The organism is Brevundimonas sp. GW821-FHT10E09 (genome assembly GCF_058809375.1).
The window spans coordinates 396,204-417,874 of the sequence record NZ_JBXASO010000001.1 but is presented as its reverse complement, the minus strand read 5'-3'; the positions used below and the strand labels follow the sequence as shown (position 1 = coordinate 417,874).

At 66.8% G+C, this 21,671-nt stretch carries 15 protein-coding genes; 8 read left to right on the top strand and 7 right to left on the bottom strand.

Translation table 11 applies throughout. The features are described from left to right. Positions 1–166: 166 nt before the first annotated feature. Together AC1RSI_RS01925 and AC1RSI_RS01920 are read right to left on the bottom strand one after the other, a co-directional pair. Positions 167–595 carry a CBS domain-containing protein gene (locus tag AC1RSI_RS01925; protein ID WP_154726915.1) on the bottom strand — a complete coding sequence of 143 codons (429 nt, stop codon included), beginning with the start codon at positions 593–595 and terminating at the stop codon, positions 167–169. A 93-nt stretch (positions 596–688) separates the two neighbouring features. Then, the gene (locus AC1RSI_RS01920) at positions 689–1,393 is read right to left on the bottom strand and encodes a rhomboid family intramembrane serine protease (protein ID WP_035310632.1); all 705 of its coding nucleotides are present in this window, start codon (positions 1,391–1,393) and stop codon (positions 689–691) included. A gap of 119 nt (positions 1,394–1,512) precedes the next feature. Here AC1RSI_RS01920 and hfaA point away from each other — a divergent pair, with 119 nt between their 5' ends. From hfaA to hfaD, 3 genes are read left to right on the top strand one after another with little or no spacing between them, the layout of a single operon-like run. Next, positions 1,513–1,962: a holdfast anchoring protein HfaA gene (hfaA, locus tag AC1RSI_RS01915; protein ID WP_035310630.1), complete on the top strand. Its 450-nt coding sequence runs from the start codon at positions 1,513–1,515 to the stop codon at positions 1,960–1,962. Continuing rightward, positions 1,959–2,975 (top strand): holdfast anchoring protein HfaB, encoded by a 1,017-nt coding sequence (hfaB, locus tag AC1RSI_RS01910; protein ID WP_035310629.1) that lies wholly within the window; start codon positions 1,959–1,961, stop codon positions 2,973–2,975. Before hfaA ends, hfaB begins: the two co-directional genes overlap by 4 nt. Continuing rightward, positions 2,902–4,161, top strand: a complete 1,260-nt coding sequence (hfaD, locus tag AC1RSI_RS01905) for a holdfast anchor protein HfaD (protein ID WP_230307736.1) — start codon at positions 2,902–2,904, stop codon at positions 4,159–4,161. The genes hfaB and hfaD overlap by 74 nt, the downstream gene beginning before the upstream one ends. Before the next feature lie 156 nt (positions 4,162–4,317). Here the strand turns inward: hfaD and AC1RSI_RS01900 are convergent, their stop codons facing one another. Continuing rightward, positions 4,318–6,078, bottom strand: a complete 1,761-nt coding sequence (locus AC1RSI_RS01900; protein ID WP_156796454.1) for a hypothetical protein — start codon at positions 6,076–6,078, stop codon at positions 4,318–4,320. A 370-nt stretch (positions 6,079–6,448) separates the two neighbouring features. On the opposite strand from AC1RSI_RS01900, the gene AC1RSI_RS01895 reads away from it, so the two are divergent. Further along, a complete protein-coding gene (locus tag AC1RSI_RS01895) occupies positions 6,449–9,328 on the top strand; it encodes a M16 family metallopeptidase (protein WP_447941439.1) in 2,880 nt (959 codons plus the stop codon). Between the two features lie 138 nt (positions 9,329–9,466). On the opposite strand, the gene AC1RSI_RS01890 is transcribed toward AC1RSI_RS01895, so the two are convergent. After that, positions 9,467–10,339, bottom strand: coding sequence for a hypothetical protein (locus AC1RSI_RS01890; protein WP_196066307.1), 873 nt, complete (start codon positions 10,337–10,339; stop codon positions 9,467–9,469). A 343-nt stretch (positions 10,340–10,682) separates the two neighbouring features. Here AC1RSI_RS01890 and ileS point away from each other — a divergent pair, with 343 nt between their 5' ends. From ileS to AC1RSI_RS01875, 3 genes are all read left to right on the top strand, one after another. Beyond that, on the top strand, positions 10,683–13,697 hold the full coding sequence (ileS, locus tag AC1RSI_RS01885; RefSeq protein WP_154725353.1) for an isoleucine--tRNA ligase: 3,015 nt from the start codon (positions 10,683–10,685) through the stop codon (positions 13,695–13,697). 295 nt (positions 13,698–13,992) lie between these two features. Next, positions 13,993–16,047: a capsule polysaccharide biogenesis protein gene (locus tag AC1RSI_RS01880; RefSeq protein WP_291753013.1), complete on the top strand. Its 2,055-nt coding sequence runs from the start codon at positions 13,993–13,995 to the stop codon at positions 16,045–16,047. Between the two features lie 28 nt (positions 16,048–16,075). Next, complete coding sequence (locus AC1RSI_RS01875; RefSeq protein ID WP_035305385.1) at positions 16,076–17,227, top strand: beta-ketoacyl-ACP synthase III; 1,152 nt, start codon at positions 16,076–16,078, stop codon at positions 17,225–17,227. A gap of 3 nt (positions 17,228–17,230) precedes the next feature. Here AC1RSI_RS01875 and AC1RSI_RS01870 read toward each other — a convergent pair whose 3' ends face one another. Then, complete coding sequence (locus AC1RSI_RS01870) at positions 17,231–17,692, bottom strand: DoxX family protein (protein ID WP_154725354.1); 462 nt, start codon at positions 17,690–17,692, stop codon at positions 17,231–17,233. Positions 17,693–17,925: 233 nt separating this feature from the next. Here AC1RSI_RS01870 and AC1RSI_RS01865 point away from each other — a divergent pair, with 233 nt between their 5' ends. Next, positions 17,926–18,186 carry a hypothetical protein gene (locus tag AC1RSI_RS01865; protein ID WP_008260179.1) on the top strand — a complete coding sequence of 87 codons (261 nt, stop codon included), beginning with the start codon at positions 17,926–17,928 and terminating at the stop codon, positions 18,184–18,186. Between the two features lie 64 nt (positions 18,187–18,250). Here the strand turns inward: AC1RSI_RS01865 and AC1RSI_RS01860 are convergent, their stop codons facing one another. Further along, positions 18,251–18,778 (bottom strand): porin family protein, encoded by a 528-nt coding sequence (locus AC1RSI_RS01860; protein ID WP_154725355.1) that lies wholly within the window; start codon positions 18,776–18,778, stop codon positions 18,251–18,253. Positions 18,779–18,992: 214 nt separating this feature from the next. Further along, the gene (gene ppdK / locus AC1RSI_RS01855) at positions 18,993–21,671 is read right to left on the bottom strand and encodes a pyruvate, phosphate dikinase (RefSeq protein WP_154725356.1); all 2,679 of its coding nucleotides are present in this window, start codon (positions 21,669–21,671) and stop codon (positions 18,993–18,995) included.

Sequence of the window (21,671 nt, the reverse complement as noted above, 5' to 3'; positions counted from 1 at the left end):
TTCCCCTCAAAACCTCCGAAACCGAAGCTCCGAAGCCCTCAGGGCCGGCCCGTTTCCGAGCGAGGCGGCTCTATACGGGCCGCTCTTTTCCGCCGCAACCGGATTCTGACCAAACCATGAAAATTCTCGCGGAGTCGGACTCTTCGAACCCGCGCCGGCGCCCGCTTCAGCCCGTCGCTATATAGGTTCTGAGGCTTTCGGCCTCGCGGGCGTGATCGGCGATCTGACATTTGACGACGTCGCCGATGGAGATGACGCCGACCAGCCGGCCCTCGCTCAGAACCGGCAGATGGCGAATCCGCCGGTCGGTCATCCGCCCCATCACGTCGGACAGGGTTTCTCCCGGTTCGGCGAAGATCACCCGGGCGGACATGTAATCGGAGACGGGACGGCCCAGGGCGTTGGGTCCGTCGACCGCCAGGGCCTTCACCACATCCCTTTCGGAAAAGACGCCGGCGACGGATTCGCCGTCACGGACGACCAGGGCGCCGACGCGTTTGCGCTCCAGCTCTCCGCACGCCTGCGCCACCGTCAGGTCGGACGCGATGGAGAAGACGGCGTTTCCCTTGGTCTTGAGGATCTCGGCGACGAACATCGCGGCTCCTTCTCTATGGTTAGGAGACGACCGCCGGGCCGGGATGGCGACAGGGCCGCTCGATAACCATGATCGCGCAGCCGCGCCCCGGAATCAAACGTCCGATTCGGGCCGGGCCGACGTCCCCATGGGCAAAGGCCCCTTGCCGAAGGCGCGGCCCAAGGGGCCGATGACCAGCAATCCGGCGATGAAGCCGAAGGCGTGGGCCTCCCAGGCGATGCGGGCGCCGTCCGCTCCCGGAGCATAGCCGATCAGCCCGGTGACGGCGTTGACCGCCATCCAGGCGATGGACGCCCCGATCACGCGCCGATCGAACAGGCTCAGCACCCTGCCCCGTCCGCCCATCAGGCGGGTCGCTGCTCCAATCAGGCCGAACACGGCCCCCGACGCCCCCACCATGGCCTCGGTCGAGCCCCAGTGGACCAGGCCGTAGCCCAGGGCCGCAACCACGCCGCACCCTATATAGAAGAGCAGGAAGACGGTCGGCCCGATCCGGTCGCCGAACAGCCGGGCCACCGGCGCGCCGAAGGCCAGGGCGCCGATCGCATTCATTAGGGCGTGGGTCCAACTGCCGTGCAGCAGCATGGCGGTGAACAAGCCGCCCCACCGCCCGTTCTGCAGATCGATGGGTGCGAAGGCCATGGCGGCGCCCATGTCCGGCAACTGGCGCTGGAAGAAAAACAGCACGGGCATCGACAGGGCGATCAGCACCACCGCGACCGGGGCGTTGAACAGTCTTTCGGACCTTGGCCCTTCTGAATTCGGGGGCGCTGCGAATCGGCCATCGGGGTCGGACATGCCTCACCAATGCGCAACGATTTCTGCGATCTCAAGCGCTTCTTAATAACCTTAACGCAGTTTGGGGTGCGGATCGTGGTTTCGGTCCGTCGTCCGTTTGCGCGCCAGGAGTATTATCCATGCCGGTCAAGAGGCTGATCGCCCCCCTGCCGACCGTGCTTGCGACCCTGTTCGTCGCCGCCGCCCCGTCTCTCGCCATGGCCCAGACGACGGGCTCCGGCGGCGCCGCCCGCTTCCAGCAGGGCTATGGCTCCGCGCGCAACCTGACCAACACCGCCGCCACCGGTTCGACCCGCGACGCCAACGGCAATCGCCTGATCGTCAACGGCCTCATCCAGTCCGGCGCCTCTTCCTATTCCAGCCAGTCCGGCGGCGTGGCCTCGGCCTATGCCGGGGCCGGCTCGTCTTCCGGCAACGGCACGACCATCGGCGGCTCCACCGCCATCGGCAATCAGTTGAACGTCGTGGTCCAGGGCAGCCACAACACCGTCATCGTCAATTCGAAACAGACCAACAACGGCGACATCAACGCCGGCACGGCCCTGAACGGAAACATCACCCTGCCATGAGCCGCCCTCCTCTCCTTCGCACCGGCGCCGTCGTGACGGCTGCGGCCCTGCTGCTCGCCGGCTGCGTCAGCCCGGTGGCCGGGCCGTCGGGCCAATATGCGACGCCGATCGGCAATGCGCCGGTCACGGCCAACCCCACCCCCTATTCGGCGGCGCTCTATTGCCTGGCCGACTACGCGCGCCGCTACAACCTGCCCTCGCCGCGCATGGCCGTGGGCCGGATCAGCGACTACACGGGCACGGTCTCGTCGGACGGCGGGCGCCAGATCACCGGCGGCGCCTCGCTGATGGCGAACTCGGCCCTGGCCAAGGCCGGCGCCCGGATCGTCGAACGCTACGACACCTCGGTGTCGGAGCTGGAGCTGCGCTACGCCAACAACAAGCTGATCGGCGACAACACCCCCGGCGCCCAGGGACCGGAAGACACCCAGTACCGCCGCATCCTGGCCGGCCAGGTGCCCGGTTCGGACTTCTACATCGTCGGCGGCGTCACCGAGGTGAACTACAACATCCGCTCGGGCGGCTTCGACGCCGCTGGAGGCCAGGTGGACAGCGACCGTCCCGGCTCGGGCATCGCCACCTACCGCACCTATGTGATGAACATCGCCATGGATCTGCGGCTGGTTCAGACCACCACCCTCGAGGTCGTGGACGTCGTCTCGTACCAGAAGCAGATCATCGGCCGCGAGATCTCGGCCGGGGTGTTCGACTTCCTGAACGGCAATGTCTTCGACATCTCGGCCGGGTCCGGCGGGATGGAGCCGACCCAGCTGGCTGTCCGCGCCCTGGTCGAACGGGCCACGGTCGAGTTCATGGCCAATCTCTATGGGGCGCCCGGCCCCGAAATCTGCCTCAACGCCGCCAACGACCCGCTTGGCGATTCCGCTGTCGGTCCGACCGGCGGCTATTATCCGGCCTACCCCACCACGGAGACGAACAATGGCCAGACCCGCGCCGATCCGTCTCGCTGGCATGATCGCCGCGACGGCGACGTTCGCCCTAGCCGCTACTGAGGCGACGGCGCAGGAGACGCCGCTCTGCGATCCGCAGACCGGCTCGACCTGTTCCAGCACCCAGACCCAGTCCGGCGACGTGACCGGGTCGGTGAACCTGAACGTCACGGTCGATCAGCTCGAGGTGACCAATTCGGCCACGGGCAATTCGCTCGCGGGCGGGATCGAGGATTCGTCCGGGTCCCTGACGGCGCGCCAGACCATGACCGGCGCGACACGCGCTGACACGACCCTCGTCCTGAACGGCGAGTCGGACGGGGTGATCGGATCGACGACCCTGGCGCGCGGCGATTATCTGGGCGTCTCCACTGACGGCGCGACCTTCGCCCTTGATGCGGCCCAGGTCGCGACCGGCGATGACGTCACCGCCCGCACCGTCGTCCAGTCGCCGACCGGCCATATGCTGGCCGGCGGTTTCGCCGGCACGGCGGCCGTCGCCAACAGCGTCGCCCTGGGCGGTCCGTCCTCCTCCATCACCGGCGCAGTCGATCAGTCGGCCCAGACCACCGTTCTGGCCGAGACGGTCGCCGACGTTCAGTACATCCCCGCCCCCGCCGACTTCTCGTCCCAGGCCGTGGCCAACGCCGTCCAGGCCTCGACCACCGGCGCCTCTCACCAGGATCTGACGGTGCGCCAGACCAACGCCGCCTCGACGATTGAGGCGCGGACCGACGTCTATGTCGACAACGCCTGGAACCTGGCCGCCCGCGCCAACGTCGGCGCCAACCAGACCGTCCTGTCCAACGCCGGCGGCTCCCTGGTCGCCGCGACCGACCAGACCAACCAGGGCCGGGTCCGCGCCGTCTCCCGGGCCCGGACCAATCTGCAGGGCCAGACCACCGTCTCGGCCCGCGCCGTCGCCAATGAAGTGATCGCCGGCAACACCGACATCTATCTGGCGCTGGACAACACTCAGCTGAACACCGGCGGGGTCGAGGCGACCGCGACCTATACGGGCGTCAGCGGCTATGACGCCTATGTCGGCGCCGAGGCCGTCGGCAACAGCGTCACCGGTTCCGCCTGTTCCCAGTGCGGCGGCGAGGTCAACATCACCAACAACCAGACCAACAACGCCGCCATCACCGCCACGACCAACGCCACCATCGGCTCCGGCCGCGCCGCCGTGGTCGGGACCACCGCCGTCGGCAACAGCGCGACCTTCTATGTGAGCCGTCCGGGCGGGTGAGGCGGATATTCGACCCCGAAAGGCGGTCGAAACTTCTATGTTGAAACGCATCCTCCCAACATCCCGCGTCAGCGACCGCCTCGATATAGGGGCAAGGTCTCGTTCTGTGCCCAAGGCAGCTACACGAACGCAAGCGTGCACTTGAAAAACCGCATTTCAAGCGGCCGGAGCCGCCGAAGGCAGAGGCGTCACCGAGGGTGCCGGCAGCGGAGTCGCCGCAGATCGGGTCACAGAGATGTCGTAGCTGGGAAACTGGAGTTCTTCAGTCGCCGTGTTACCGCCCTTCAGATGGGTGGTTCCACCAAGAGTGCAGCTGACAGACGAGGTAGAGGCATCGATTAGATCCCCCGGCAAAGGTACCTTCAGTGAGATCCGATCGTTCGATTTGGGCACTTCGACATCCGTGGTTTGAAGCAGTATCGCCCGCTCAGGTCGCCCCTGGCATGAGACGGTGACACGCGTCGCGCCGTCCAGAGTGATCGACCGGCCGTGTTTGGATCGGACAGAGTAGGAAATCATATAGTTTAGCGGCGTCGAGGCCGCCGTGAACGCTACGAAACGGGGGCCATCGCCACTCCCTATGACCAGGTCGGCCCGATAGTCTGGGATATCGTAACGTCGCGATTCCAACAGGGGCGGCCCCGATGTGTCCTCGGCGGCGCGGACGGCGATAACGGCGCCGACGACGGAACGCGATGTGCTCTTTGGCGTGACACTAACCGTAAACCTACATGACCCCGGCGTGCCCGGCGCGGGCGCCACCCGCAGATCGCTGGCCTCGCCCAAGTTGCTCGGCTCTCCCGCGTGCTGTTGTGGCGCCGCAAGCCCCCATTCAGCGGTACGGCAGTAGTTGGAGGGAAGGTCAGCCAAGTCAGCTGAAAACTCCACGCGGGAGTTGCTTTGCACCGACAGGTTTTGCCCTTGGGTTGCAGAAAAATCGGCAGCCGAACGCATGTGCCTTTCGATTTGAGCCTTGTCCGGCAAGTCGATAAAATCACTCTCCCCAACCCAATAGGCTACAGCATAGCTGCGCTCCGAGCTCGTAGTGCTGGTCTGCGTGTTGCCGGAAACAGTCGCCCGCGCAGAGAAGAATGGCACATTCAATCCGGCCGCGCCTTCAGCCGTCAAAAGAGCGGTCTGGGTGAGTCCGATCACTCGGTAAACGGCAAGACCCTCCACCTGATTTCGTATCTGTAAATGGGCACCGGGAGCAGGCTTCGTCCGCCGGTACCACTGCCAGATGGCCGAGGCGATCCGGAAACTGGAAACGCCTGTTGGCGCATCGACCGTCGTCGTGTTGAGGCCAAGCACGGCTGCGATAGGCGAGACCATAACGCCTGCATAGGCGAACGCGGTCTCTGTATCTGCACGGGTGGTAGTGGCTGTAAAAGCCGCCCGCAGATCCGCCGCCGACAGACCCGCCGAAAGCTGCGCATTGCTGCCGAGCATGGTGACACAATTATGCTGCCTTTGCGCATTGCTGGCGTGCTCGTAGAGGATCGGCCTGTCCGTGGATGGCCAAGCAACGCCTAGCCTCTGCGCGAGAGGTCTGCGGGTGGCGGCCTCGCCTTCACCAATGACCTCAAAAACCTGCGCAAAGACGGCGTTCAACGACTGGGCTGACTGCACCTCGACCGGCGCATCCCAGTGATCCTTGAGCACCGACCATCCCTGTACGTCAGAGGGCACATATGAAGCAGGCGTTGCAGAGCGGCGCCCCGTTAGGAAGCCAAAACGACGCGCGGCCTGTGCAGGCAAACAAGTCTTTCCTACTTCCTTGAACTCCCCGTTTACGAAGGAGCTAAGGGTGTTCTGGAGGCCCGCTGTGGCCGGGACCGAAGCAGGCGCCGTCGGGACGGACGCCACGACCGGAATCGACGAGATCGCCGCGACGGCCATCAATGTGGAAGCGTACATGTCAAATGTCTCCATACGGCTGCGGACGAACTAGGTTGGGTCAAAAATCTACGCCGGATTGCAAGCCGGTGAGTGTGAACGCCTGTGCAAGCATCCTCCCGGCACGCCGCCAGCAAAGACCACGAGAGATACTGTACGGAACGCTATGGCTGTCTTCTCATGTCTCCGCCTGTCAGAAGGAACTCCAAAAACCATTGTTATGCAAGAGTCGTTCGCGTTGGCCGCGATACGATCTGGAAAGAGACGCGATGGTGACTCGCGCCCTTCTCCTGAGGCGCCTGCCAAACGGTCGCCTTGCCCTCGCCCCCGCCCTCGCCTACTCCAGACATCGGCCGTTCCATCGGGGGTTGCGGCGTTTCGGAGTAAACTCATGCGTTCTGCGCGTCGCCTTCTGCTTGTCGCGGCCTCTGGCCTGGCGCTTTCGACGGGGGCCTTCGCCGTCCCCGTCCTGGCCTTCGCGCCCGCCGCCCAAACCCAGACCCAGGTCCCGCCCTCCGATCCCTGGGCGCAGGCGACCAGCGACGTTCCGGCCGACCCCGCCGTCCGCTACGGCCTGATGCCCAACGGCATGCGCTACGCCCTGATGCACAACGCCACCCCGCCGGGTCAGGCCTCGTTCCGGCTGCGGATCGACGCGGGCTCGCTGATGGAGCGGGACGACCAGCAGGGGCTGGCGCACTTCATGGAGCACATGGCCTTCAACGGGACCAAGGACATCCCCGAGAACGAGATGCTGCGCATTCTCGAACGCCTGGGCCTGGCCTTCGGCGCCGACACCAACGCCTTCACCAGCTTCGAGCAGACGGCCTATATGCTGGAACTGCCCAACACCCAGGACGAGACGGTCGATACGTCCCTGCATGTGATGCGGGAAATGATGGGCGACGCCCTGATGGCGTCGGACGCCATCGACGCCGAGCGGGGCGTCATCGTCGGGGAGGAGCGGACCCGCAACTCGCCGCAGATGCGGGTGCTGAAGACCCAGCTGGCCCTGCTGGCGCCGGGCCAGCGCCTGTCGAAACGCCTGCCGATCGGCGACCTGGAGGTGATCCGCACCGCGCCGCGCGAGCGGTTCGTCGACTTCTATGACGCCTACTACCGGCCCTCGCGCGCGACCTTCATCGCCGTGGGCGACTTCGACGTGGACGCGATGGAGGCCAAGATCCGCACGACCTTCGCGGACTGGACGCCCAAGGCCGCCGACGGTCCCGAACCCGACCTGGGAACCGTCGCCGCGCGCCAGCCGGAGACCAGCATCATCGTCGAGCCGGGCGTCCAGTCGTCGATCCAGATCAACTGGATCAAGGCGCCGGACCTTGACCCCGACAGCCTGGCCGAACGCTCCGAGGCCGTTCGCCGCAGCCTGGGCCTGGCGGTGCTGAACCGCCGCCTGGGCGAGATGGCGCGGGCCGACAATCCGCCCTTCCTGGGCGCCGGCGGCGGTTATCAGTCGCTATTCGACAGCCTGGACGCCGGCGTCCTGTCGGTCGCCTTCACGCCGGGCGAATGGAAACGCGCGCTGGAGACCACCGAGCAGGAGGCCCGCCGTCTGACCCAGTACGGCGTCACCGCCCCCGAGCTGCAGCGCGAGATCACCGAATACCGCACCAGCCTGCAGAATGCGGTGGCCACGGAGGCGACCCGCTCCACCCCCGCCCTGGCCGGCGCCCTGCTGAACGCCGTCAATGGCGACACGGTCTTCACCTCGCCCCAGGAAAGTCTGGACCAGTTCGAGAAGATCGTCGCCGATCTGACGCCGGAACAGGTCAACGCCGCCGTGCGTCCGGTGTTCGAAGGCCAGGGGCCTCTGGTCCTGTTCACCAGCCCGGTCCCGGTCGAGGGCGGCGAGGCCGCCGTCACCGCCGCGCTGGAGGCCTCGCGTCAGGTTCCCGTCGCCGCGCCCGGCGATCAGTCGGCGTTGGAATGGCCCTATACGAACTTCGGCGCGCCGGCCGTTCCCGCCGCGCGCACCGAGGTGGCCGATCTGGGCGCCACCCTGGTCCGCTTCCCCAACGGGACCCTGCTGAACATCAAGAAGACCGACTTCCGCGATGACCAGATCCTGATCCGCGCCAATACGGGCATCGGCGGCATGGGTCTTCCCGCCGACCGCTTCTCGCCCCTGTTCGCCGCCAACACCGTGCTGAACGCCGGCGGCCTGGGCAAGCTGACGGTGGATGAGGCCGACCGCGTCCTGGCCGGCCATGTCGTCAACACCAGCGTCAGCCAGGGTACGGACAGCTACAGCTTCGGCGGCTCCACCCGCCCGGAGGACCTGCAACTGGAACTTCAGGTTCTGGCCGCCTTCCTGACGGATCCGGGTCTGCGCGCCGCGCCGCTGCAACGCGCCAAATCCTCCTATCCGCAGGCGCTGGAACAACAGGCCGCCACGCCCGGCGGCGCCTTCGGTCTGAAGGCCGGGGAACTGCTGGCCGGGGGCGACAAGCGCGCGGCCGCCCCGACCAACGAACAGTTCCAGTCGGTCGAGATCGAACCCCTGCGCGAACAGATCAAGGCGGCCCTCGCCTCCGGCCCGATCGAGATCACGGTCGTCGGCGATGTGGACGTGGACGCGGTCATCGCCGCCGTGGGTTCGACCTTCGGCGCCCTGCCCGCGCGCGGTCCCGCCCCGACCCCGCCGCCCGGATCGGCCGAGCGTCGCTTCCCCGCCCCGACCGCGACCCCGATCCGTTTGACCCACACGGGCCAGGCTGAACAGGCTCTGGGCTTCGTCGCCTGGCCCACCACCGACCAGATCGAAGACCGCACCACGGCCCGGCGACTGGCGATCCTGTCGGCCGTGCTGCAACTGCGCCTGAACGAGGAGATCCGCGAGAAACAGGGCATCGCCTATTCGCCCAGCGCCAGCGCCACCAGCTCCGACGCCTTCCCCGGCTACGGCTATATCGCCGTCGGCGCCGAAACGCCCCCCGAGTCCCTGACGAAACTGTTCGACGCCGTGGACGTGATCGCCGCCGACCTGCGCGACAATCCGGTCAGCGAGGATGAACTGAACCGCGCCCGCCGTCCGGCGGTGGAGCGGCTGCGGCGCAGCATGGCCGACAACGGCTACTGGCTGACCCAACTGTCGGAGGCCCAGTCCGACCCGGCCTCGCTGGACCAGACCCGCAACAATATCGCGGTGCTGGAGGCCGTCACCGCCGCCGACCTGCAAAGCCTGGCCCGGCAGTATCTGAAGCCCGACGCCGCCTGGCGCGCCGAGGTCGTCTCGGACAAGCTGGCCCAGTAAGAAAAACGGCCCCGGTTCGCAGGAACCGGGGCCGAGCCTTTTTGGGGCCAGTCTTCAGGATCGTCGACGGAGAGCCGACGGTCTTGTCTTGCGTCACACGGCCTGAGCCGCGCCTGAACGGGTCGCGTCAGGTCCGGTTCAGAACACCCGGCCGCCGACGCCGCCGTCCAGGGTGATGGCCCCGGTGATGACGGTCGCGCTCTGGACCTGTTCCTCGCGGTATTCGGTGTATTCTTCCTCGCGGTACATGGTCAGGATCTTCACCCCGGCCCCGTAGCGACGCAGCAGCGAGCGTTCGTTGCAGTCCCGCTCGGGCTTTTCGGGGCGGCATTCCAGCTTGCCTTCGCCGCCGAACCACAGGGCCTCGTGCTTCCTGCAGGTCAGGGTCGTGCCGTGGTCGAATTTGATGTCGCCCTCATAGTCGGCGATCGTCGCCTGGAGCCAGGTGCCGGCCAGGCAACGATAGATCTCGCCGTCATAGCCGTCGGCGATCTCGCGATCCGGCTTCACCTGAGAGGCGGGGTGCGGCACCTGGCGGTCGTCGATGCAGACCGCCTGGATCACCACCCGCTTCATCGACCGACGCCAGGCGGTGAAGGGCGTCCGCACCGTCTGGGCCAGGCCTTCGACGGCCAGGCCCTGGATGGTCGTCGGATAGGGCTGGTCCACGGTCACATAGGCCGCGCCGCCGCCCCCGCCGTAACCGCCGGAGAAGCCGCCGGCCCGCGCATTCACAAAGGCCCGCGACCCGGCGTTCGCATTGGCGCTGGCCCCCGCATTGACGTTGACGTTCACATTGACGTTGGTGTTCGAGTTCCAGCCGCCGTTCCCGCCCCCGCACGATCCCCCCCCGCAGGAAGGCGGCGGAGGCGGCGGAGGCTCGCAGCACGGCGGCGGCGGCGGTTCGCACGCCGGCTGGCCACAGCTCTGGGCCGTCGCCGCGCCCGCGACGCCCAACATGGCCCCGCCGGCCGCCAAACCCAGCATCCAATTCCTGATCCGCTGCCGCATCGGCGGGACTCCCGAACGAATTCTCACGTCGCCTGGACAGACTTCCGGACGATCCAACCTTAACCAAGACGACAAAAGCCTTTCGTTTCCGTTGAGATGGGAAAGTCTTCGGGGATGGCGCAATGCCGCATCCGTCTGCTAGACCGCCCGCATCATGACCGTCCGCGTCTCCATTCGCCTGATTTCGATTAGCCGCCCGGCGTAGCGCTTCCGGGCCCCGTGGCCCCGTGCACGCCGGGAAGACCGCCCTCTGTTCGGGCGAACGAAGCCGCCCTCGAGCAGCGCGAAGCGCGACAGGGCGAACGAAGACAGCGACATCACTTTCACGACGCCGAGACGACCCATGGCCGACGCCACAGACACCACCGACACCCCCTCCGGCCGCGACTATCGCGACACCGTCTTCCTGCCCGAGACGCCCTTCCCCATGCGCGGCGGCCTGCCGCAGAAGGAGCCGCTGATCCTGGAGCAGTGGGGCGACCTGTACGGGACCCTGCGCGCCGAGCGCCAGGCGCAGAAGGCCCCGCTCTACGTGCTGCACGACGGCCCGCCCTACGCCAACGGCGACATCCACATCGGCCATGCGCTGAACAAGACGCTGAAGGACTTCGTGGTCCGCAGCCGGTTCCTGCTGGGCTATGACGTCGACTATGTCCCCGGCTGGGACTGCCACGGCCTGCCGATCGAGTGGAAGATCGAGGAACAGTTCCGCGCCAAGGGCCGCCGCAAGGACGAGGTCTCCAAGGACGAGTTCCGCGCTGCCTGCCGCGAATACGCCGGCAAATACATCGACCTGCAACGCGACCAGTTCAAACGCCTGGGCATCACCGGCGACTTCGCCAACCGCTACGCCACCATGGACTTCACGTCCGAGGCGGCCATCATCGCCGAGTTCCATAAGTTCAAGAACTCGGGCCAGCTGTATCGCGGCTCCAAGCCCGTCATGTGGTCGCCGGTCGAGCGCACCGCCCTGGCCGACGCCGAGATCGAGTACCACGATCATGTGTCGCCGACGATCTGGGTCAAGTTCCCGGTCACGGGCGTGTCCGACGACCACCCCGACGACCTGCTGGCCTTCCGCACCAGCACCCCGTCCATCGTCATCTGGACGACCACGCCCTGGACCATCCCGGCCAACCGCGCCATCAGCTACGGCCCCGAGATCGCCTATGGCCTGTATGAGGTCACGGCCATGGAAGAGGGTCTGGAGTTCGCGCCCTGGGCCAAGCCGGGCGACCGGCTGATCGTCGCCGATAAGCTGGCCGAGGAGGTGTTCAAGGCCGCCAAGATCGCCGCCTGGACCCGCATCTACGACATCAATCCGTCGGGCCTGGAATGCGCCCACCCGCTAGCCGCGCTGGACAGCGGCTATGGCTTCTCGGTGCCGCTGCTGGCCGGCGACCATGTCACCGACGACGCGGGTACGGGCTTCGTCCACACCGCGCCGGGCCACGGCGCCGACGACTTCGAGGTGTGGAAGGCCCATGGTCATCATGAGGTGCCGGACACGGTCGATCCCGACGGCGCCTACTACCCCACCGTCCCCCTGTTCGCGGGGCTGAAGGTGCTGGAGACCGAGGGCAAGAAGACCGGCAAGTTCGGTCCCGCCAACGGCGCGGTGATGGACAAGCTGATCGAGGCCGGCAATCTGCTCGCGCGCGGCCGGCTGGAACACTCGTACCCGCACTCCTGGCGGTCCAAGGCGCCAGTCATCTTCCGCAACACGCCCCAATGGTTCATCCGCATGGACGAGCCCCTGAAGTCGGGCGACACCCTGCGCGAGATGGCCCTGACCGCCATTGACGACACGGCCTTCCACCCGGCGGCGGGCAAGAACCGCATCCGCTCGATGGTCGAGGGTCGTCCCGACTGGCTGGTCAGCCGCCAGCGCGCCTGGGGCACGCCCCTGGCCATGTTCATCGACAAACAGACCGGCCAGCCCCTGCATGATCCCGAGGTCGACGCCCGGATCGTCAAGGCCGTGGCCGAACACGGCGCCGACATCTGGTTCACCGCGCCCGACAGCGACTTCCTGGGCGCCCACGACCCGGCCCGGTATGAAAAGGTCGAGGACATCCTGGACGTCTGGTTCGACGCGGGTTCGACCCACGCCTTCGTTCTTGACCCGCGCCTGCCCGAGCATGGCTATACGGGCGACCGCCCGGCCCACTGGCCCGCCGACCTCTATCTGGAAGGCTCGGACCAGCATCGCGGCTGGTTCCAGTCGTCTCTGCTGGAAGGTTGCGGCACCCGTGGCCGCGCCCCGTTCAAGGCGGTCCTGACCCACGGCTTCACCCTCGATGAAAAGGGCGAGAAACAGTCCAAGTCCAAGGGCAATACGACCGATCCGCTGACGGTCATCAAGGAAAGCGGCGCCGACATCCTGCGTCTGTGGGTGTCGCTGGTCGACTATTCGGAAGACCAGCGGATCGGCAAACAGATCCTGCAGACCACGGTCGACGCCTATCGCAAGCTGCGGAACACGGTCCGCTATCTGCTGGGCGCCCTGGCCGACTTCGACGAGGCTGAACGTCTGCCGCTGGAGCAGATGCCGCCGCTGGAGAAGTTCATCCTGCACCGTCTGTGGGAGTTGGACGCCCATGTGCGCCAGGCCTACGTCGAATACCGCTTCCAGGACGTCGTCCGCCCGGTGCTGGAGTTCTGCTCCAACGACCTGTCGGCCCTGTATTTCGACATCCGCAAGGACAGCCTCTACTGCGACCGCCCCGACAGCCTGCGCCGTCGCGCCGCCCGCACGGTGATGGACGCGGTCTTCATGCGCCTGACCGCCTGGCTGGCGCCGCTGACGCCTTTCACGATGGAAGAGGCCTGGACGACGCGCTTCCCGGATGCGGGGACGAACTGTGCGCGGGTGATTCCGGAGACGCCTGCGGAATGGGAGAATGCGGCTGAGGCGAAACGTTGGAAAGACGTCCAGTGGGTTCTCCTGACCGTGAACGAGGCACTGGAGGCGAGCCGTCGGGAAAAGACGATCGGCAGCACTCTCGACGCCGAGGTCGCCATCCTTACCGACCAAAGCGTCCTGGATCTGTTTGAAAGCGAACAGGAAGCGGCAGACGTGTTCCGGAGCAGTTCTGCAAAATTGATTCTCTGGGATGCTGATGACGCCAAGGCGCTCGATGTTTGGGACTCGCTTCCCGCCATCTCGTTCGAGCCCATCGCCAAGGCAATGTCGGACCAAGCGCGATTGATGGTCAAAGTCCTCCCAATTACGGACAGACCCAAATGCGCCCGCTCCTGGCGCCGCGTCCCCGACGTCGGCTCCGACCCCGCCTACCCCGACCTGTCGGCCCGCGACGCCGATGCGGTCCGATACTGGGACCAGACGCGGAGCTGACGCTCAGACCCTCCCCCGCTTGCGGGGGAGGTGGGCCGGCGTCCGCGCAGCGGACCAGGCTCGGAGGGGGAAGTGTCGCCTAAAGAAGAATTCCCCCATCGTCAGGCGTGTCGCTGCGCGCCACGGCCTGACACTTCCCCCGCAAGCGGGGGAAGGCCTTGGGATGAGGTGTCGCCGAATTGCACTGTTTCGCCTGTTGCACCGGTTTCCCCCTGCGCCGTTCAATTTCAGCGCGGCCATTTCAGACTATTCAGACTATTCAGACCCTGTTTTTCGCGTCTGAATCGGACCCGCCTTGACCCCAGCCTCGGACATCGCCGCCAAAACCCCCGCCTGGGTCTGCGCGCCCGGCGTGCTGAAGGTCCCCTTCCTCGAGGTTTTCCTGGCGGACTACGCCCTGCACCGCCTGCCGGGTGATCAGGTTCAGGCCGTGCTGGGCTGGGGGATGAAGCCGACGGCCGCCGCGGGGCGACGCTGGGCCGCAGCCAACGACCGCCCCTATGTGGCGCTGGAGGACGGTTTCCTGCGCTCCGTCGGCATCGGCGAGGCGGGGGCGGCCAGTCTCAGCCTGATCGTCGATGACCTGGGCGTCTATTATGACGCCACCCGGCCCAGCCGGCTCGAACACCTGATCCAGACCGCCGACGCCTGGTGCGACGCCGCCACCATCGCCCGCGCCCGCGCCCTGATCGACCGGATCGCCGCCTCGGGCGTGTCCAAGACAAACATGGGCGGGCCGCTGGACCCCGGCCTGCTTCGGCCCGGCCGCCGCGTCCTGATCGTGGACCAGACCTTCGGCGACGCCTCCATCGGCTATGGCCTGGCGACGCAAGACAGTTTCGACGCCATGGTCGCCGCCGCCCGGCGCGACGAACCCGAGGCCCAGCTGATCGTCAAACGCCATCCGGCCGTGGCGGCGGGCAAGAAGCGGGGGTGCATAACAGACCTGGCCGGCGTCACCCTGGTGGACGCCGACGTGCGGCCCGCCGACCTGCTGGCGGCGGTGGACGCCGTCTATTGCGTCACGTCCGCGCTCGGATTCGAGGCCCTGTTGCGCGGTCTGCCGGTGCGCTGCTTCGGCGCGCCCTTCTATTCCGGCTGGGGCCTGACGACCGACGCCGTGGACACCGGCCGCCGCGGCGTGGCGCGCACGGTGGAACAGGTCGCCGCCGCCGCCCTGATCGCCTACAGCCGCTATGTCGATCCCGTCACCGGCGAACGGTGCGAGGCCGAACAGGCGCTGGAGCGGTTGATTTCCCTGCGGGACCGCGCCGACCGTCTGGCCGGCGACTGGGCGGCCGTCGGCTTCGCCCCGGCCAAACGCCCGCCGGTGCGTCGCCTGCTGAACTCGCCCAAGGCGCGGATGCGCTATTTCATGTCGCCGTCGCGCGCCGCCGCCCACGCCGCTGCTGTCAACGGCCGGCTGATCTGGTGGGCGGGCAAGGAGAGCGAGGCCGTGCGCCGGGCCGCCGCCGACTTTAGCGGCCCGACCGTCCGCATGGAGGACGGTTTCATCCGCTCGCGCGGCCTGGGGTCGGACTTCGTCGGCGCCCTGTCGGTCGCCCTGGATGACCAGGGCGTCTATTATGACCCGTCGCGCCCGTCGCGACTGGAGACCCTGATCGAGACGACAGAAGCGACGCCCGCCCAGTTGGCCCGCGCCGCCGCCCTGCGGTCCCGCATCGTCGAGGCGGGCCTGTCGAAATATAACCTGAAGGGCCAGGCGCCGGCGGACTGGCCTGCGGATCGCGACATCCTGCTGGTCGTCGGCCAGGTCGAGAACGACAAGTCGATTCTGCTGGGCTGCGAACCCGATCTGGCCACCAACTCCGCCCTGGTCGAGGCCGCACGGGCCGATCACCCCGACGCCTTCCTGGTGTATCGCAACCACCCCGACGTCCTGGCCGGCAATCGGCCGGGACGGCTGGAGGCCTCGGCCCTGGCCTCGGTGGACGCCAGCGCGGACGGGCTGGACATCATCGACTGCCTGAACGCCTGCCGTCGGGTGGCGACCCTGACCTCCCTGACCGGGTTCGAGGCCCTGATGCGAGGCAAGGCGGTGTCGGTCTATGGCCGGCCCTTCTATGCGGGATGGGGCCTGACCGACGACCGGCTGGCCTTCGAACGTCGCAGCCGCCGGGCGACGGTCGATCATCTGATCCTGGCCGCCCTGATCCACTATCCCCTCTATGTCACCCCGACGGGCTGGCCCTGCGAGGCCGAGGATCTGGTCCAGGCCCTGATCGCCGCCCGCGATCAGCCCCCGCCCAAGGCGCCGCGCGGCCAGGTCCAGCGCTGGGCCGCCGGGATCATCGCCTCTCTCGACCGCAGGCCGCCGCCGTCCTATTGAAGGCGTTCGCAAAGGAAACTGTCTACCCGTGCAACACGCCGTTATCGCCGCCACCGGCCTCTTCACCCCCGAACAATCGGTCTCCAACGCCGAACTGGTCGACAGCTACAACGCCTGGGCCGACGGCTGGAACGCCCGTCACGCCGCCCAGATCGAAGCCGGCGAGCTGGAGGCCAAGGCGCACTCCTCGCCCGAGTTCATCGAGAAGGCGTCGGGCATCAAGAGCCGCTTCGTCCTGGACAAGGCCGGGGTGATCGACCCCGAACGGATGGCGCCCAACCTGCCGGAACGTTCGAATGACGAACTGTCGATCCTGGCCGAGATGGCGGTCAAGGCCGCCCGCCAGGCGATCGAGGCCTGGGGCAAGCCGGTCAGCGAGATCGGCGCCGTCCTGTGCGCCGCCTCCAACATGCAGCGCCCCTATCCGGCCATGGCCATAGAGGTGCAGCAGGCCCTGGGGATCGAGGGCTTCGCCTTCGACATGAATGTGGCCTGTTCCTCGGCCACCTTCGGCGTCAAGACGGCGGCCGACTTCATCGCCGGCGGGTCGGTCAAGGCCGTGCTGATGGTCAACCCGGAGGTCTGCTCGGCCCACCTGAACTTCACCGACCGCGACAGCCATTTCATCTTCGGCGATGTGGCCACGGCCGTGATCGTGGAATCGGCCGAGACGGCCGGTCCGGGCGGCTGGGATGTACTGGGCACGCGTCTGAAGACGGTCTTCTCGAACAATATCCGCAATAATTTCGGCTTCCTGAACCGCAACGCCCGCGACACCGCCCATCTCGATTCGCCGGTCGCCGACGACAGCGTCCAGAACGACAAGCTGTTCATCCAGCAGGGCCGCAAGGTCTTCCGCGACGTGGTGCCGATGGTGTCGGACATGATCATCGACCACGCCGGCGAACTGGGCCTTGATCCGCACGAATTGAAGCGGTTGTGGCTGCACCAGGCCAACATCAACATGAACACCATGATCGGCAAGAAGGTGCTGGGCCGCGAGCCGTCCTCGGACGAGAACGTCATCATCCTGGACGACTACGCCAACACCTCCTCGGCCGGGTCGATCATCGCCTTCCACCTGCACAATGACGGCTTCGCCCCCGGCGAGACCGGCCTGATCTGCAGCTTCGGCGCCGGCTATTCGGCGGGGACGGTGTTCGTGCGCAAGCGCGCCTGACGATCAGGGCCGGGGCAGGAACAGGACGACGTCCAGACTCCACCGCCCCGGCCCACCGGCGATCAGCCCGAACAGAATGACCATCAGCAGGGTCTCGGGCAGGTCGAAATAGCTCGACAGGCGATAGCCAAGACTGGCGCCCTCCACCGACTTGGCGGCGACCGTCGCCAGCGCAACCATGCAGATCACGATCAGCACCAGGGCCGACAGGCTGGTGAACAGGCCCAGGATCAGCAGGCCTCCGAAGACGAACTCGCACACCGACACGAACCGGGCGGTCTGACGTGGCGCGACGACGCCCGCCTCCACCATCGTCTGCTGCATCTTCTCCGCCTGGGAGGGGGCGAACAACTTGTAGAAGCCCGACAGGAAGAACATTCCCCCGACCACGATCCGCGCGACCAGCAGCGCAACATCCATCAGCGCAGGCGCGCCAAGGCCCAGGGCGCGATACAGATCGATCATAGGACAAAGGCTCCGCAGGCAGGGTTCATCAATGCCTCGGCGCGCGGTCGGTTGCCGACGCGAGCCACGCCGACAGAAGCCGGAGAAATGGACCCGACGGGAGAGAACCAAAAAGTTTGACCGCCGTTACGTCAGGTTAATCCTGATCTGAGAAGATAATTGCTCAGGCTACGCTTGAATCCTGTACTGGATTTTGCGAGGCCTTTGATTGTCGAGAACAGGGGAGTTCCCAGATGGCTCAGACGACACCGAAGACGGTGCTGGAAAGCCTGGCTCAGGATATCGCCGCCGTGCTCAAGAGCATGGGCGGTTCGGCCCATCAGAATCTGGTCGTGGACTGCGTCGCGGCCCTGAAACGTCAGCGCGGCGAGGCGGTCAACACGCCGGACCTGCGTCAGAAGATCATCGAGACCTTCGAGCAGTATCGCGACTGGTTCGTGCGTCCGTTCGGCGAAGGCTCGCAGCGCTGGGCTCTCGCCGGCGACTTCGCCTAAACCACAAAGCAGAAGGCGCGCCCCTTGCGGAGCGCGCCTTTGTTCTTTCGCCTGATCGTGGGGATCAGAAGCGGCGGATGTAGCTGACCGAATAGGCGTCGGCTTCGCCCGCGTCGTCGCGGTAGTCGCGACGGGTCCAGTCGGCCCGCACGCCGTTCACGCCATCCAGATAGTAGTTGGCGCCGGCGCCATAGTTCCAGCTGTCGCCGCCCAAGTCGGTGTTGGCGCCCGGGAACTCCTGCTTGAGCTCGGTGTGGCCGTAGCCGCCGCGCGCGAACAGCTCCAGCTTGTCCGACACCGGGTATTTGCCGACCACATAGCCGGCGGCGTCCCACTCGTGCTTGATCGAACCGTCGACGCCGGCGACGGTGAAGTCGTCGTCCTTGACGCCGACCGAGGCTTCGGTCTCGACGGCCAGGTAACGGTTCAGGTTTACGCCCAGACGGCCGGTGACGGCGCCCGTGGTTGCATTGTCGCCTTCAAGATGAGTGTAACCCAGAGAGCCGTAACCACGCGGTTCGGGATTGGTTTGAGCAAAGGCCGGAGCGGCGATTGCGGAGACGGCGACGGCGGCGAGAAGAATGTTACGCATTGTTTCTTATTAACTCCTAGATGTGATGACCGATTGGATCATCAGCCCCATCCAGCGAATGCTTAAATAGGTGACGCCTTCGTCTGTTCCATAGGCTCGCGTCACATGACGCCGTCTGTGCGCGGCGAGACACACACTGCGTTCCGCCAAGCACGACAGAAATGCGACGCACAACGAAAAGGGGCGGCGCCTCGCTCAGAACCCGATTGATGGATCAGCGGTCCTTTTCGCGCTCCACGTTCAGCGCCGCCTGGGCTGCCGCCAAGCGGGCGATGGGCACGCGGTAGGGCGAGCAGGAGACGTAGTCCAGGCCGGCCTTCTCGCAGAAGGCGATCGACGACGGATCGCCGCCGTGTTCGCCGCAGATGCCCAGCTTGACGTCGGGCCGCACCGCGCGGCCGCGCTCGGCCGCGATCTCGATCAGGCCGCCGACGCCGTCCTGGTCCAGACGCACGAAGGGATCGGTCTCGAAGATGCCCTTGTCCAGATAGGCCTGCAGGAATCGCCCCGAATCGTCACGGCTGATGCCGAAGGTCGTCTGGGTCAGGTCGTTGGTGCCGAAGCTGAAGAACTGGGCGTATTCGGCCAGGTCCCCGGCGCGGATGGCGGCGCGGGGCAGTTCGATCATGGTGCCGACCAGATATTCGACGCTGTCGCCGGCGTCGGCGAACACGGCCTTGGCCGTGCGGTCGGTCAGTTCGCGCAGATATTTCATCTCCAGGCCGAGGGCGACCAGCGGGTGCATGATCTCCGGGATCGGCGCCTGGCCCGAGGTCTTCTTCACCTCCAGCGCAGCCTCCAGCACGGCCCGGACCTGCATCTCATAGATCTCGGGATAGGCGACGCCCAGGCGGCAGCCGCGGTGGCCCAGCATGGGGTTGGTCTCGTGCAGCTCCTTGGCGCGGCGCTTCAGCTTGTCGGCGTCGATGCCCGACGAGGCGGCCAGGGCGTCGATGTCCTCGTCCGTGTGGGGGATGAACTCGTGCAGCGGCGGGTCCAGCAGGCGCACCGTCACCGGCAGGCCGGTCATGATCTCGAACAGTTCGACGAAGTCCGACTTCTGGAACGGCGCGATCTTGGCCAGGGCCGTGCGGCGGCCGGCTTCGTCGTCGGCCAGGATCATCTCGCGCACGGCGGCGATCCGGGTGTCGTCGAAGAACATATGCTCGGTCCGGCACAGGCCGATGCCCTCGGCGCCGAAGCCGCGCGCGGTCTTGGCGTCCAGCGGCGTCTCGGCGTTGGCGCGCACCTTCAGGCGGCGCACCTTGTCGGCCCAGGCCATCAGGGTCTGGAAGTCGCCGGTCAGTTCCGGCTCGATCATGGCCACGGCGCCGTCCAGCACCTCGCCCTTCGACCCGTCGATGGTGATGACCTCGCCGGCCTTGAAGGTGCGGCCGCGCGCGGTGAAGACGCCCTTGGCCTCGTCGATATGGATCTCCCCGGCGCCCGAGACGCAGGCCCGGCCCATGCCGCGCGCCACCACGGCCGCGTGGCTGGTCATGCCGCCGCGCGCCGTGACGATGCCGCGAGCGGCGTGCATGCCGTGGATGTCCTCAGGCGAGGTCTCCTCGCGCACCAGGATGACGGCCTCGCCCAGACCGGCCAGGCGCTCGGCCTCGTCGGCGTCGAACACGATCTTGCCGGTCGCCGCGCCGGGCGACGCCGGGAGGCCGGCGGCGATCACGGTGCGGACGGCCTCGGGGTCCAGGGTCGGGTGCAGCAGTTGATCGAGCGCCGACGGCTCAACCCGGCTGATGGCTTCCTCCTGGGTGATCACGCCCTCGGCCGCCAGATCGACGGCCACCTTCAGCGCCGACTTGGCGGTGCGCTTGCCGTTGCGGGTCTGCAGCATCCAGAGCCGGCCCTGTTCGACCGTGAACTCGATATCCTGCATGTCGCGGTAGTGGCTCTCCAGCTTGTTCACCACCTCGACGAACTGGCCGAACACCTCGGGCATGGCCTCTTCCATCGAGGGGGCGGTCTCGCCCATCTCCTCGCGGCCGATCCTGGTCAGGGACTGGGGGGTGCGGATGCCGGCGACCACGTCTTCGCCCTGGGCGTTGATCAGGAACTCGCCGTAAAGCCGCGCCTCGCCGGTCGAGGGGTTGCGGGTGAAGGCCACGCCGGTGGCCGAGGTCTCGCCCATATTGCCGAACACCATCGACTGGACGCTGACGGCCGTGCCCCAGCTTTCGGGGATGTCGTGCATGCGGCGATAGAATTTGGCCCGCTCGTTCATCCAGCTGGCGAAGACGGCGCCGACCGCGCCCCACATCTGGTCGCGCGGGTCCTGCGGGAAGGGATGGCCCAGTTCGCGTTCGACCACGGCCTTGTAGTCCTCGACCACCCGCTCCCAGTCCTCGGCCTTCAGGTCGGTGTCGACGCTGACGCCCAGCCGGTCCTTGTGGGCGTCCAGCACCTCCTCGAAATCGTCGTGGCTGAGGCCCAGCACCACGTTCGAATACATGGTGATGAAGCGGCGGTAGCTGTCGAAGGCGAAGCGCCGGTCGCCCGACAGCCTGGCCAGACCCTCGACCGTCTGGTCGTTCAGGCCCAGGTTCAGCACCGTGTCCATCATGCCCGGCATCGAGGCGCGGGCGCCCGAACGGACCGAGACCAGCAGGGGATTGTTCACGTCGCCGAAGGTCTTGCCGACGATCGCCTCGACCTTGTCCAGGGCGGTCTTCACCTGGGCTTCCAGATCGGCGGGATAGGTCTCGCCGTTGGCGTAATAGTGGGTGCAGACCTCGGTGGTGATGGTGAAGCCCGGCGGGACGGGCAGACCCAGCGAAGACATTTCCGCCAGATTGGCGCCCTTTCCGCCGAGAAGGTTCTTCATCGACGCATCGCCGTCGGCGGAGCCTCCGCCGAAGCCGTACACCCACTGAGTCAT